Raw genomic sequence first — 12,794 nt, forward strand, 5'->3', positions numbered from 1 at the left:
TCTTGAAGCAGCAACCTTACTAAACAATCTGACCGATTGGTCAAACTAAATGTTTAAAAATTGCGAGCCGCGTGCAATTAAGATGTGAATCCGTGGTAGATGCGCCACGCGACAGACCAGCACATGACTATGATGCGCGGAAATTTCCGGAGGTCCTATGGACGAGAGATGCATTATTATTGGCGCGGGCCATGCGGGCTCGCAGGCCGCAATCAGCCTTCGTCAGGAAGGCTATGCCGGAGACATCGTGCTCATCAACGATGAGACGGATATTCCCTATCATAAGCCGCCGCTTTCCAAATCCTATCTCAAGGCACCGGAGCATGGCGGCCTGGTGCTGCGTCCGGAAAGCGCCTATCGCGACAATAATATCGAGATGTTGTTCGGGCATCGGGTCGAAGGCGTATCGCTGACCGACCGCACGGTGACCCTTGATGACGGTCGCGTGCTGCACTGGTCTGATCTGGTCTTTGCAACCGGTGCCCGCGCGCGCGTTCCCGACATGCCGGGCGTCGATCTTGACGGTGTCGTCACGCTGCGCCGGATGGAAGATGCGCGCCGCATTGCTGGCCTCATGCCCACCATCAGCAATGTCGTGATCATCGGCGGCGGCTTCATCGGGCTTGAAATGGCACATAGCGCGATGGCGCTCGGCAAGAATACCGTGCTGATCGAGGCCGCGCCGCGTGTTCTTGGCCGCTCGGTCGCGACACAAATCTCTGCACATGTCGAAACGCGCAGCCGCGCCGCGGGAATTACGCTGCACACCGGGCTTGGTGTGATGGCAATCGAAGGCGAAAACGGTCGCGTGACCGGTGTAAAGGCAGCAGATGGGGCCGTGTTCCCGGCGGATATGGTTGTTATCGGCACCGGCGCGCTGCCCAATGTCGAACTCGCTGCCGCAGCCGGACTCGTCACCGACAATGGCATTGTCGTGGATGAAAAGATGCGCACATCAGCGGATCATGTCTACGCCATCGGCGATTGCGTGAGCTACGACCATTTTCATGCCGGTCGCCGCGTGCGGCTGGAATCGGTGCAGAACGCGACCGATCAGGCCAAGCATGTGGCCCGCAGCATTGTCGGGCGCGCCACGCCGTTCCGCGAAGTGGCGTGGTTCTGGTCTGATCAGGGCGACATGAAGCTCCAGACGGCAGGCCTGTCATTTGAAGCAGATCGTCATATTCTGTCAGGCAATCCCGATGATAATGCCTTTTCGATCTTCCATTTTGCCGGTGACAGGCTGGTGGCGGTTGATTCCATCAATCGCCCGGCCGACCACATGATCGCCCGCCGCCTGCTGGCGGCCGGGATCACCCCCACGGAAGCCGACATTGCCGCGGGTGCGCCGCGCCTGAAGGAACTTCTGGCCAGCGCCCCCAAATCATAAGGATCGTTCGATGAGCACTTTGCAACATTTGCTGCCTGCCGACATGGCGGCACCCTTCGCCGCCTATAGTCATGGCGTGAAGGTGCAAGCCGGTGCCGAACTGGTGTTCTGCTCCGGCCAGCTCGGTATCGCGCCGGATGGAAGCGTGCCCGAAGATGCGGCCGCGCAAGCCGAGCTTTGCTTCGAGAATATCCGTCGCATTTTGCGCGATGGCGGCATGGATCTTTCCAATGTCGTGCGCATCAACGCCTATGTGACGGATCGCGCCTATATGCGCCCCTATATGGACGTGCGCGACAGGCTGTTTCCGCAGCCAGCGCCCGCCTCGACGCTGATGATCGTTTCCGGCTTTACCCGCGAGGAATTCAAGGTCGAAATCGAAGTCGTCGCCGCAAGTTGATCTCTCGCGCGCATCTTATCCGAAAACCGCTTCGCGCTTTTCGGGATGCGCTTTCGAACTTTACGCGTGACAAGAAGGCGTATCGCCTTTGCATGAAATGGGTGGTAGGTGTGCGAGACTCCTACACTCCCTTCAGGCCTATTCATGTCACAATTTCAGTCTTCCGCTGCGATGCGGAAATCTTCGCCACGCTCGTCCCAACGCATGGCGGAAATCGCGCTTGCCATTGGTGGCTTCGGCATCGGCACCGGCGAGTTCGCCATCATGGCACTGCTCCCGGATATTGCCCGCGACCTCAACGTCACGATCCCGCAGGGCGGACATCTCATCAGTTCTTATGCACTGGGCGTGCTGATCGGCGCGCCGGTGCTGGCCGTCATCGGCGCGAAGCTCGACCGCCGCAAGCTCCTGTTCCTGCTGATGGGCCTGTTTGCCTTTGGCAATCTCGCCAGCGCTTTCATGCAGGATTATTCCAGCCTTTATATAATGCGTTTTATCGCAGGCTTCCCACATGGCGCTTATTTCGGCGTCGCATCGCTGGTTGCCGCATCGCTGGCCGAGCCGGGCAAGCGCGCGCAGGCGGTTGGGCGTGTCATGATGGGCCTGACGATTGCCACGCTGTGCGGCACGCCGCTGGCCACATGGCTGGGGCAGGTGGCGGGTTGGCGCGCCATGTTCGGCGCGGTCGGCCTGATCGCCATTCTGACCATGGTGATGGTGACGCTTTATGTGCCAAAGCTGCCCGCCGCAGAAGGCGCATCGCCGCTGCGTGAGCTGGGTGCGCTGCGCCGCAAACAGGTGCTGCTAACGCTTGCCATTGGCGCCATCGGCACGGGCGGGCTGTTTTCCGTCTTTTCCTATGTCGCCGCCACCGTGACGGAAGTTTCACATATCGATATGAAATGGATGCCGCTGGTCTTTGTCATGTTCGGTCTCGGCATGGTGCTGGGCAACATCGTCGGCTCCCGGCTGACTGACCGTTCCGTCATGGGAACCGTTGGGATCGTGCTGCTTTATGACATGGCGGTGATGCTGGCATTCCCGCTGCTGATGCAGCATCCGCTCACCGCTTTCCTCAATGTGCTTCTGGTCGGCGGCGGTTTTGCGCTGGTGCCTGCACTGCAAACCCGCCTGATGGATGTCGCAGCCGATGCCCAGACGCTCGCTGCGGCGCTCAACCATTCAGCGCTCAATCTCGCCAATGCACTCGGTGCATGGCTCGGCGGACTGGCAATTGCATGGGGCTATGGCTGGACATCGACCGGTACGGTCGGCGCGCTTTTGGCTCTGGCCGGTCTGGTTGTGTTCGGAATTTCGATGCTGCTGGATCGGGGAACTGCGACGACGCCTGCCTCACAGGAAAGCTGAACAGGTCGGCGCAAACGAAAACACCCGTCGCGGGAGGAGCGACGGGTGCTTATGGGGAAGACCGGACAATGGGGGGAGGAGGATGTCCGGTCTTTGGATCGCCAGGGAAAAATGGGAGGAGGAAACCCCGGCGATAACTCGTTTGAGCCATTGAATGCTCTGGAAACTATAAGGACCGCGCGGTTTGGAGGACGCGATCCTGAAAGAAGGCTGATGCCTTCGGATGGCGCTTTTCCCGCTGATTAGCGAGCAGCAGCCTTGCGTGCGACGAACGGAATTTCCGAAGGCAGGATGCCGAGGTCGTTCAGTTCACGTGGGCTCAGGCGGCTCAGTTCGTTTACGGTTGTACGGTAACGGCGCCAGTTGTTGTACGAGCGGATCAGGTTCATTTCTCTCACCTAGTAAAATCTATCTCTCTGTGTTGCAGACAGCATATAGGCTGGTGCGATCTGAAAAAGGAGAGCCAGATTTGCATAGCTGATGTGCAATTAAGCTTGGAGATTGCATGTTTTTTACGCAGATCGGTCATTATGTTATCACAATTGCCGTTCTCCATGGCCAAATCACCAAATTTGAGGCCGTAAAGAGCCTCCATCGCTATCATTTTCCGCATAGCTAGTGAAAAACTCCGATTTATACATGCATGTCGGCTGATCCTTGGGCGGCGGGCGCAATGGCTCAAGTTTTGTCGCAAAACTTCTGGAAATTGTCGGTTGAAGACTACAATTCTACATGACTCCCAAAGCGGATTAAGCTAAGGGATTTGTGTCGGGTGCCGAAGCATGCGTTTTACAAATGCTTTTTCACTGTCTGTCTGCGGGAGAGCGCCAATTGGCCGCCGAAGGGGAAATCGCCCGAAATCTCTCAGGTACAAGGAACCGCAGACGGGTAAGACAACTCTGGAAAGTCGGGGGAAACTCCGCGCCGAAGGTGTAAGTATAGCGCTTTGCTATGCGAGTCTCTCAGGCCTGAGACAGAGGGGCACGAAGCTACCGCATTTTGCGGAAGGCACACGTGCGACTCTGGAGTTGTTATGGGCGATACCGCACATTTGAATATCCTGCCTTTGCAGGACTTGCATGAACAGGCTGGCGCGCGCTTTGGCGGCTTTGCCGGCTGGAACATGCCGATCACCTATCCGCTGGGCGTCATGAAGGAACATCTCCATACGCGTGACCATGCGGGCCTTTTCGACATTTCTCATATGAAGCTGGTCGAAGTTTCCGGCAGCGATGCCGCAGCGCTTCTGGCGGAAACCTGCCCGCTCGACCCGACCGTGCTGAAGCCTGGCCAGTCGAAATACACTTTCTTCCTTAATGACAAGGGCGGCATTCTGGACGATCTCATCGTCACGCGTCTTGGCGACGACCGCTTCATGGTCGTCGCCAATGCGGGTAATGCCGAGGCCGATATCGAGCATTTGAACGAAGCCGCTTCCGGCAAACAGGTTACGGTCAATCCGCTCGACCGCGTATTCCTCGCCATTCAAGGGCCGGAAGCCGAAAGCGTTATTAACGATGCCGGTCTTACCGGTGCTGCCGATCTCGCCTTCATGAGCGGCTTTGAGCCGAAGCCGGGCTGGTTCATGACCCGCTCGGGCTATACCGGCGAAGACGGTTTTGAAATCGGCCTGCCTGCCGATGAGGCGCGCGCGCTGGCGACCAAGCTTCTCGCCGACGAACGCGTTGCGTGGATCGGCCTTGCCGCTCGCGACAGCCTGCGCCTCGAAGCCGGGCTTTGCCTGCACGGACAGGACATCACGCCGGAAACCGATCCGGTCTCCGCCGGTCTCACCTGGGCGATCACCAAGGCCGTGCGCGAGAAAGCCGCCTTCAACGGTGCCAAGCCAGTGCTCGACACTATTGCCAAGGGCGCTGCCGCCAAGCGCGTCGGCCTCAAGCGGGAAGGCCGGCAGCCGGTACGCGGCGGCGCAGACCTGTTCGATGAAAGCGGCCGCCAGATCGGCACGGTCACATCGGGCGGCTTTGGTCCCTCCGCCGGTTTCCCGGTCGCCATGGGCTATGTCGAGGCCAGCCTCGCCACGCCCGGCACACGTATTTTCGCTGAAGTTCGCGGCAACAAGGTTCCCGTTGACGTTTCGGCGCTTCCCTTCACACCGCATCGCTATCGCAAAGGATAATTTCCATGGCCAAAATCCTGTTCACCGAAGATCACGAGTGGATCAGCGTCGAAAACGGCGTCGCCACTGTCGGCATAACGATCCACGCACAGGAACAGCTGGGCGACCTCGTTTTCGTCGAGCTGCCGGAAGTCGGTCGCACCGTTTCCAAGGGCGAGGGCGTCGTGGTTGTGGAATCGGTCAAGGCCGCTTCCGACGTTTATGCGCCGGTTGACGGCGAAGTGGTGGAAGTCAACGAAGCCGTGTCGTCCGATCCGGCTCTGATCAATCAGGCTGCCGAAGGCGATGGCTGGCTGTTCAAGCTGAAGCTTTCGGATGAAGGCCAGCTTTCCGGTCTGCTCGACAAGGCCGGTTACGACGCTCTGGTAGGATAAAGCGATGACCCAGCAGGTTCTTCCCTTTGTTGCCCGTCATATCGGGCCGAGAATTGAAGACGAGCGCGCCATGCTGGCCGCGCTCGGCCTTCCTTCCATGGAAACCCTCATCACGCAGGCCGTTCCGGCGTCCATCCGTCTCAACCGCGCTCTGGATTTGCCAGCGCCGTTGAGCGAACATGCGGCGCTGGCCGAATTGAATGAAATCATGGGCCGCAACGTGGTGAAGAAGAGCTTCATCGGTGCGGGCTATCATGGCGTGCATACGCCGCCGGTGATCCAGCGCAATCTGTTTGAAAATCCAGCCTGGTACACGGCTTATACGCCTTACCAGTCGGAAATCAGCCAGGGCCGTCTGGAGCTGCTGTTCCACTTCCAGACGCTGGTTGCCGAGCTGACCGGCCTGCCGGTTGCCTGCGCCTCGCTGCTCGATGAAGCAACCGCCGTTGCGGAAGCTGTCGGCGTTGCCTGCCGTCATCATCGCGACAAGCGCAGCCGCGTGCTTCTGGCGGGCGATCTGCATCCGCAGACCGTCGATGTCGTCAACACGCGCGCCGAGCCGCTCGGCTGGCTGGTTGAAGCTGGCAGCACTGTCGATGACAACACCGCTGCGGTCATCGTGCCGTGGCCGGATACCAAGGGCGTTTATGGCAACTTCACCGGCGTTATCGCCGATGCAAAAGCCAAGGGTGCGCTGGTTATCGCCGTTGCCGATCCGCTGGCGCTGACCATCATGGAAGCTCCTGTCAAATGGGGTGCCGACATGGCTGTCGGTTCCATGCAGCGTTACGGCGTGCCGATGGGCTTTGGCGGCCCGCATGCCGCTTATCTCGCCGTGTCCGAGCCGCTCACCCGCATCATTCCGGGCCGCATTGTCGGCCAGTCGGTCGATGCGCATGGCCGCGCGGCCTATCGGCTGGCGCTCCAGACCCGCGAACAGCACATCCGTCGCGATAAGGCGACCTCGAACATCTGCACTGCGCAGGCGCTGCTCGCCAATATGGCTGCATCCTATGCCATCTGGCACGGTCCGGCTGGTTTGCAGGCGATTGCCACACGCATTGCCGCTCTTGCTGCCCGTTTTGCTGCCGGTCTCAAGGCCGCTGGTGTCGAAATCGCAGGCGAAAGCCTGTTCGATACGGTTTCGGTCAAGGTCGCCGGCAAGGCTGCGAAAATCGCTGACGAGGCCGACAAGGGCGGTCGTCTGCTGCGCATCATCGATGCCGACACGGTTGGCGTGACCTTCGACGAAACCTCGACCGAAGACGATCTTGCGGCACTCGCCGTTCTGTTCGGCGCGAAGGTAGTCGAAGGCGACGCGGTTCTCGTTCCGGGCAAGGGACGCGGTGAGGGCTTCCTGACGCAGGATGTGTTCCATTCGCACCGTTCGGAAACCGAGATGATGCGCTTCCTGCGTCGTCTGGCCGACAAGGATCTGGCGCTTGACCGCGCGATGATCCCGCTTGGTTCCTGCACCATGAAGCTCAATGCGGCGGCAGAAATGATGCCGGTGAGCTGGAACACGGTTGCGAACCTGCATCCCTTCGCACCTGCGGCACAGACCGAAGGCTATGCGAAGATGACGGCTGACGTCGAAGCATGGCTTTGCGAAATCACCGGCTTTGCAGGTGTTTCGCTGCAGCCGAATGCGGGCAGCCAGGGCGAATATGCCGGTCTCTTGGCCATCCGCCACTATCACCAGTCGCGTGGTGAAGGTCATCGCAACATTTGCCTGATCCCGTCGTCTGCGCATGGCACCAATCCGGCCAGCGCCTCGATGGCAGGCATGAGCGTTGTCGTGGTCAATTGCCGCCCGGATGGCGACATCGATATCGATGACCTCAAGGCCAAGGCCGAGAAGCATCGCGATAATCTTGCCGCCTTCATGATCACCTATCCGTCGACCTATGGCGTGTTCGAAGAAGGCATCAAGGCTTTCTGCGAAATCGTCCATGACAATGGCGGTCAGGTCTATTTCGACGGCGCAAACCTCAATGCACTCGTTGGCCTTGCGCGTCCATGCGATATCGGCGCCGATGTCTGCCATATGAACCTGCACAAGACCTTCTGCATTCCGCATGGCGGCGGCGGTCCGGGTGTCGGTCCGATCGGCGTTGCCAAACATCTGGTGCCTTATCTGCCAGGCCACGTTGATCTTGGTTCCAAGCACGCCGTTTCGGCAGCTCCCTTCGGCAGCGCGTCTATTCTGGTCATTACGTGGATGTATATCCGCATGATGGGCGGTGCAGGTCTTAAAAAGGCGACCGAAGCTGCGATCCTCAATGCCAACTACATCGCGCATCGCTTGAAGGACGCTTATCCGATCCTTTATACGGGCGCGCATGACCGCGTGGCGCATGAGTGCATCGTGGATACGCGTGTTCTCAAGGATAGCGCGGGCGTAACCGTGGAAGATGTGGCCAAGCGCCTCATCGACTATGGTTTCCATGCGCCGACCATGTCGTGGCCGGTTGCGGGTACGCTGATGATCGAGCCGACAGAATCCGAGCCGAAGTCGGAAATCGACCGTCTCTGCGACGCTATGATTGCCATTGCTGGTGAGGCGAAGAAGATCGCCGAGGGTGTCTGGCCGCAGGATGACAATCCTCTTGCCAACGCACCGCACACGGCAGGCGATACGCTGGCCAGCGAATGGACGCATCCTTACACCCGTGAGGAAGCGGTGTTCCCGGCCATTGCCTTGGGCGGCGAATTCGACGCCACGGCAAAATACTGGCCGCCGGTCAGCCGCGTGGACAATGTCGGCGGCGACAGAAACCTCATCTGCTCGTGCCCGCCGGTTGCAGCCTACGGTTGATTGCCAGTTGGATGACTGAAAACACGAAGGCGCCGCAGAAATGCGGCGCTTTTTTCTGTCCGGTTTGTTGGGGTTTTCAGAAAACGCCGCTTTTGCAATTATCTGCTGATCGCAAATAGAAGAAAACATATCGGACGGATTTATCATGAAGATAATAGTTTTAGTCTTGTCTCTCTTTCCGATCTTTATCGGCTTTTCTTCCAGAGCGGCGTTCGCGAAGGATAATGCTGCCAGATTAGAATCCACATTACAGTGCTGGCGCTACGGCGAGAAATTGTGTTGTTTTGATCATTACGGTGAGAATGTATGCTTCCCGAGAATGTGAAGCATTTATTATAATTCAAATATTGAAGCTCTACTGCGGTGGAGCTTCTTTTATTTGGCGCTACAGGAATTCAGGCAAAAAAAGAGCCGGACTAGGAAGTCCGGCTTAGTTATGAAGGTGCCACTTGGGCAAACCTCCAGAGGGGAACACTTACCGCGCGCAATGGGAGGAGGCACAGCGGTAAGTAACCCCGATATGGATCAGTCAGCCGCATTGTTCAACCCCTTAGTCGACTTTTTTTGTCGATTTCGGAAGATTATGAACTTTTTCACGGGTTTATGATCGCGCTACCGCAATGCAAACGGGGGTTGTGTTTCATTTCGGTTCAGGTTGCGGCACAGAAAAATTCAAAATCTTTTCCGTGGGATAGGGCGTGAGTCGCCCCGGCCTGTCTGCCGCGGTTCGTCAGCCGTGCCTTAATTGCTCCCATAAACGCATGAAATCGTTAGAATAATTCTAAAACATTCCTAGCGTGGTCATGTTCATTTGTCTTGCAGTGGGTGTAAGCTAATTATAAAAGGTGACCAATTGACGAAGGCTTAGGCTGATCGAGAACTGGTCAAAAGGGGCGGGCCGGTTTCTCTGTCTGTTTGGATAGAACGAAATGCTCGTACCGTTTCTCATCATGTTCCGCGAAGGCGTGGAGGCAGCGCTGATCGTTGGTATCATCGCGAGCTATCTGCATCAGACGGGACGCAGCGCCTGGATGCCCGTTGTCTGGATCGGCATTCTTCTGGCGCTTGCCATGTCGCTGACCGTTGGCGCGATCCTGCAAATTCTGAGCGCAGAGTTTCCGCAAAAGGCGCAGGAACTGTTCGAAGCCATCATTGGATTGATCGCCGTTTTCGTGCTGACTTCCATGGTGTTCTGGATGCGCAAGGCAGCGCGCTCGATCAAGGCCGAGCTGCATCATTCCATCGACGCTGCTTTTGAAACGCCGACGCATAAGGGCGTCGGCCTTATCCTGATGGTGTTTTTCGCTGTTGCCCGCGAGGGGCTGGAGTCGGTCTTCTTCCTGCTGGCCGCATTCCAGCAAAGCGAAGGCGCTGCCGCCCCGCTCGGTGCGCTTCTGGGTGTGCTGCTTGCCGCTGTCGTCGGCTATGCCATCTTCAAGGGTGGTTTGAAGCTCAATCTGCGCCGTTTCTTCCGCTGGACTGGCGTTTTCATCCTGATTATCGCCGCCGGTATTCTGGCCAATTCGGTGATGGCGTTGCACGAAGCCGGTCTCTGGAACCATTTCCAGACGGTGGTTTTCGACGCAAGCGACATTCTACCGCTGGACAGCACGCTCGGTTCGGTTCTGGCCGGTATCTTCGGCTATATCGCAACGCCGACGGTTAGCGAAGTCGTGGCCTATGTCGCCTTCCTTGTTCCAGCACTCGTTCTTTTCCTGATGCCATCCTCCGCGCCTGTTCAGGGCGCTGAGGCCAAGCATAGCGCTTAGTCGAAGAGATTTTTCATGACGAACCCTAAAGCCACCGAACCTTTCTCCCGCAATCTGGTTCGCATCGGGCTGGTGCTGGCCGTGCTGCTGCTCGTGGCGGCGGGGGCGGCCTTCTATTACGCCTCCCGCGTTTCGGACAAGGCGCGCCATGCCGATGCAGAAGGCAAAATTCAGGTGGCGATCAATGCCAAAAGCTGCGAGCCGAACGAGTTGTCCGTTCCGGCGGGCCGCTCGGTGTTCGAGATCGTCAACAAGTCCGACCGCACCGTCGAGTGGGAAATTCTGGATGGCGTCATGGTGCTGGAAGAGCGCGAAAATATCGCGCCCGGTTTCAAGCAGACAATCACGGCAAAGCTTGCGCCCGGCGAATATCAGATCACCTGCGGCCTGCTGTCCAACCCGCGTGGCAAGCTGACGGTGACGCCGTCCGCTGCCAGCGATGCCGAGAAGGGCAAGAAGCTGCCACTGACCGCCTTCATCGGCGCGCTGGCGGAATACCAGATTTATCTTGCAGCAGAAGTGGCTGAATTCCAGAAGGAGACAGGCGATCTGTCGGCTGCTGTCACCAGCGGCAATCTGGAAGCAGCGCAGGCAGCCTATGGTCCGGCCCGCGCCGCCTATGCCCGCATTGCGCCGGTTTCCGAAGCCTTCTCCGATCTCGATACGGCCATCAATGCGCGCGCTGATTATTTTGAAAAGCGTGAGCAGGATGCTGCTTTTGGCGGCCTGCATCGTATCGAATACGGGCTGTTCGAGCAGAAATCGGCAGACGGTCTGGCTCCGGTCGCGACTAAGCTGGCGCAGGATGCCGGTGCCTTGAAGGAGCGTATTCGCGCCCTGCGCATTTCGCCGGATCGCATGCTGGCAGGCACTGCATCGGCGCTTAATCGCTTTGCTTCGACGGCGGGCGATACGGGTGAAGACCGCTATGCCCACACCGATCTGCACGCATTCGCCGGTCTCGTTGAAGGCGCGGCCAAGACGGTGGATGTGTTGCGTCCCATCGTGGACAAGGTCGATGCGAAGGCATTTGAAGGCATCGACAAGGAACTGGCTGCGGTGAACGCTCTTTTGAGCGCCAATGCCGAAGGCAATGGTTTCAAGACCTATGACAATCTTTCGTCTGATGAAAAGGCGAAGATCAAGGACGGTGCCGCTTCGCTCGCCGCCCAATTCTCTAAACTCCGCGATCAATTGGGAGTGGATTAATGACCAAGAAATTTTTGAAAACCGATAATCCTGTTTCACCTTCACGCCGCGCATTGCTGCTGGGCGCTGGGGCAACCGGCGTTGCCGGCGCGGTGGCGGGCGTGTTGAACCCGCAACCGGCCCATGCACTGTCTTCCGACAGCGTGACCAACGCGCCGGAAAGCGACAAAATTCACGAAAGCCAGCCGTTCCATGGCGTTCACCAGCCGGGCATTGTCAATGCGCGTCCGGCGGCTGGCCTGGTTGCCGCCTTCGATGTTCTGGCGCGGGATCGCGGTGAACTTGAGCGCATGTTCAAACTCCTGACCGAGCGCGCTGCCTTTCTCATGAAGGGCGGCGAGCCGCCGGTGCTCGACGCAAAATTTCCGCCGTCTGATTCAGGCATTCTCGGCCCGACGGTGACGCCGGACAATTTGACGATAACGGTCGCGCTCGGCAATTCGCTGTTCGATGACCGTTTCGGCCTGAAGCCGATGAGACCGAAGCGCCTTCAGCGCATGACCGGCTTCCCCAACGATGCCTTGCAGAAGGACATCTGCCATGGCGATCTGATGATCCAGTTCTGCTCCAACACGCCGGACACCAATATTCACGCGCTTCGCGATATTATGAAGAATATGCCGGACTTGCTGATGGTGCGCTGGAAGCAGGAAGGCACTGTGCCGGTGCAGCCGCCGCATTCGCCGAAAGCCAAGGAAAGCGCGCGTAACTTCCTCGGTTTCCGCGATGGGTCGGCCAATCCGGATGCATCCGACAAGAAACTGATGCAGCAGGTTGTCTGGGTGCAGAAGGAAAGCGACGAGCCGGATTGGGCCGCCAATGGCAGCTATGTCGCGGTGCGCATCATCCGCAATATGGTGGAGCGCTGGGACCGCACGCCATTGCAGGAGCAGGAGACGATTTTCGGTCGTCGCAAGGATAGCGGTGCGCCGTTCGACGGTAAGACAGAAGCCGATGTGCCGGATTTTGCCAAGGATCACGATGGCAAGGTCACGCCGATGGATTCGCATATCCGTTTGGCCAATCCGCGTGATGCCAAGGCGCATGAGAACCTGATCCTGCGCCGTCCGTTCAACTATTCGAACGGTGTCACCAAGTCGGGCCAGCTCGATATGGGGCTGCTGTTCATTGCCTATCAGGCCAACCTCGAAAAAGGTTTCATCACGGTCCAGAACCGCCTCAATGGCGAGCCGCTGGAAGAATATATCAAGCCCATCGGCGGCGGATATTTCTTCGCGCTGCCGGGCGTGACGGACGATCAGGACTATTACGCGCGTGGATTGCTTGCGGCGAGCGGGCCGCAAAACGCCCGCGGGTGAGGTGGAG

The 12,794-nt window shown here is 58.4% G+C and carries 10 protein-coding genes and 1 riboswitch; of the genes, 9 read left to right on the forward strand and 1 reads right to left on the reverse strand.

The genetic code is table 11. The annotated features are described in order from the left end of the window. The first annotated feature begins 157 nt into the window (after nucleotides 1-157). The 3 genes from D8666_RS12370 to D8666_RS12380 all read left to right on the forward strand — a co-directional run bounded on the left by D8666_RS12370 (nucleotide 158) and on the right by D8666_RS12380 (nucleotide 3,158). Nucleotides 158-1,390, forward strand: a complete 1,233-nt coding sequence (locus tag D8666_RS12370; RefSeq protein ID WP_109367181.1) for an NAD(P)/FAD-dependent oxidoreductase — start codon at nucleotides 158-160, stop codon at nucleotides 1,388-1,390. A gap of 10 nt (nucleotides 1,391-1,400) precedes the next feature. Next, nucleotides 1,401-1,790: a RidA family protein gene (locus tag D8666_RS12375; RefSeq protein WP_109367182.1), complete on the forward strand. Its 390-nt coding sequence runs from the start codon at nucleotides 1,401-1,403 to the stop codon at nucleotides 1,788-1,790. 144 nt (nucleotides 1,791-1,934) lie between these two features. Further along, a complete protein-coding gene (locus D8666_RS12380; protein ID WP_109367183.1) occupies nucleotides 1,935-3,158 on the forward strand; it encodes an MFS transporter in 1,224 nt (407 codons plus the stop codon). A 242-nt stretch (nucleotides 3,159-3,400) separates the two neighbouring features. Here the strand turns inward: D8666_RS12380 and D8666_RS12390 are convergent, their stop codons facing one another. Next, nucleotides 3,401-3,547: a DUF1127 domain-containing protein gene (locus D8666_RS12390; protein ID WP_078336788.1), complete on the reverse strand. Its 147-nt coding sequence runs from the start codon at nucleotides 3,545-3,547 to the stop codon at nucleotides 3,401-3,403. 418 nt (nucleotides 3,548-3,965) lie between these two features. Further along, a riboswitch (glycine riboswitch) is annotated at nucleotides 3,966-4,049 on the forward strand. A 142-nt stretch (nucleotides 4,050-4,191) separates the two neighbouring features. Here D8666_RS12390 and gcvT point away from each other — a divergent pair. The 6 genes from gcvT (at nucleotide 4,192) to efeB (ending at nucleotide 12,787) form a co-directional block, all read left to right on the forward strand. After that, nucleotides 4,192-5,298: a glycine cleavage system aminomethyltransferase GcvT gene (gene gcvT, locus D8666_RS12395; protein WP_121538223.1), complete on the forward strand. Its 1,107-nt coding sequence runs from the start codon at nucleotides 4,192-4,194 to the stop codon at nucleotides 5,296-5,298. A gap of 5 nt (nucleotides 5,299-5,303) precedes the next feature. Continuing rightward, entirely contained in the window at nucleotides 5,304-5,672 is a 369-nt protein-coding gene (gene gcvH, locus D8666_RS12400; RefSeq protein ID WP_109367186.1) for a glycine cleavage system protein GcvH, read from the forward strand. Between the two features lie 4 nt (nucleotides 5,673-5,676). Beyond that, nucleotides 5,677-8,490: an aminomethyl-transferring glycine dehydrogenase gene (gcvP, locus tag D8666_RS12405; RefSeq protein ID WP_109367187.1), complete on the forward strand. Its 2,814-nt coding sequence runs from the start codon at nucleotides 5,677-5,679 to the stop codon at nucleotides 8,488-8,490. Between the two features lie 929 nt (nucleotides 8,491-9,419). Next, nucleotides 9,420-10,259: an iron uptake transporter permease EfeU gene (gene efeU, locus D8666_RS12410; protein ID WP_109367188.1), complete on the forward strand. Its 840-nt coding sequence runs from the start codon at nucleotides 9,420-9,422 to the stop codon at nucleotides 10,257-10,259. Nucleotides 10,260-10,274: 15 nt separating this feature from the next. Further along, on the forward strand, nucleotides 10,275-11,468 hold the full coding sequence (gene efeO, locus D8666_RS12415; RefSeq protein ID WP_109367189.1) for an iron uptake system protein EfeO: 1,194 nt from the start codon (nucleotides 10,275-10,277) through the stop codon (nucleotides 11,466-11,468). Next, nucleotides 11,468-12,787 carry an iron uptake transporter deferrochelatase/peroxidase subunit gene (gene efeB / locus D8666_RS12420; RefSeq protein ID WP_109367190.1) on the forward strand — a complete coding sequence of 440 codons (1,320 nt, stop codon included), beginning with the start codon at nucleotides 11,468-11,470 and terminating at the stop codon, nucleotides 12,785-12,787. Before efeO ends, efeB begins: the two co-directional genes overlap by 1 nt. Nucleotides 12,788-12,794: the final 7 nt, after the last annotated feature.

It is taken from the genome of Ochrobactrum soli (assembly GCF_003664555.1).
Taxonomy (GTDB): Bacteria; Pseudomonadota; Alphaproteobacteria; order Rhizobiales; family Rhizobiaceae; genus Brucella; species Brucella teleogrylli.

What these genes read in the sequence shown, in the direction of transcription:
- D8666_RS12370 (WP_109367181.1), top strand. Translation starts at nt 158, where the DNA reads ATGGACGAGAGATGCATTATTATTGGCGCGGGCCATGCGGGCTCGCAG.
- D8666_RS12375 (WP_109367182.1), top strand. Translation starts at nt 1,401, where the DNA reads ATGAGCACTTTGCAACATTTGCTGCCTGCCGACATGGCGGCACCCTTC.
- D8666_RS12380 (WP_109367183.1), top strand. Translation starts at nt 1,935, where the DNA reads ATGTCACAATTTCAGTCTTCCGCTGCGATGCGGAAATCTTCGCCACGC.
- D8666_RS12390 (WP_078336788.1), bottom strand. Translation starts at nt 3,547, where the DNA reads ATGAACCTGATCCGCTCGTACAACAACTGGCGCCGTTACCGTACAACC.
- gcvT (WP_121538223.1), top strand. Translation starts at nt 4,192, where the DNA reads ATGGGCGATACCGCACATTTGAATATCCTGCCTTTGCAGGACTTGCAT.
- gcvH (WP_109367186.1), top strand. Translation starts at nt 5,304, where the DNA reads ATGGCCAAAATCCTGTTCACCGAAGATCACGAGTGGATCAGCGTCGAA.
- gcvP (WP_109367187.1), top strand. Translation starts at nt 5,677, where the DNA reads ATGACCCAGCAGGTTCTTCCCTTTGTTGCCCGTCATATCGGGCCGAGA.
- efeU (WP_109367188.1), top strand. Translation starts at nt 9,420, where the DNA reads ATGCTCGTACCGTTTCTCATCATGTTCCGCGAAGGCGTGGAGGCAGCG.
- efeO (WP_109367189.1), top strand. Translation starts at nt 10,275, where the DNA reads ATGACGAACCCTAAAGCCACCGAACCTTTCTCCCGCAATCTGGTTCGC.
- efeB (WP_109367190.1), top strand. Translation starts at nt 11,468, where the DNA reads ATGACCAAGAAATTTTTGAAAACCGATAATCCTGTTTCACCTTCACGC.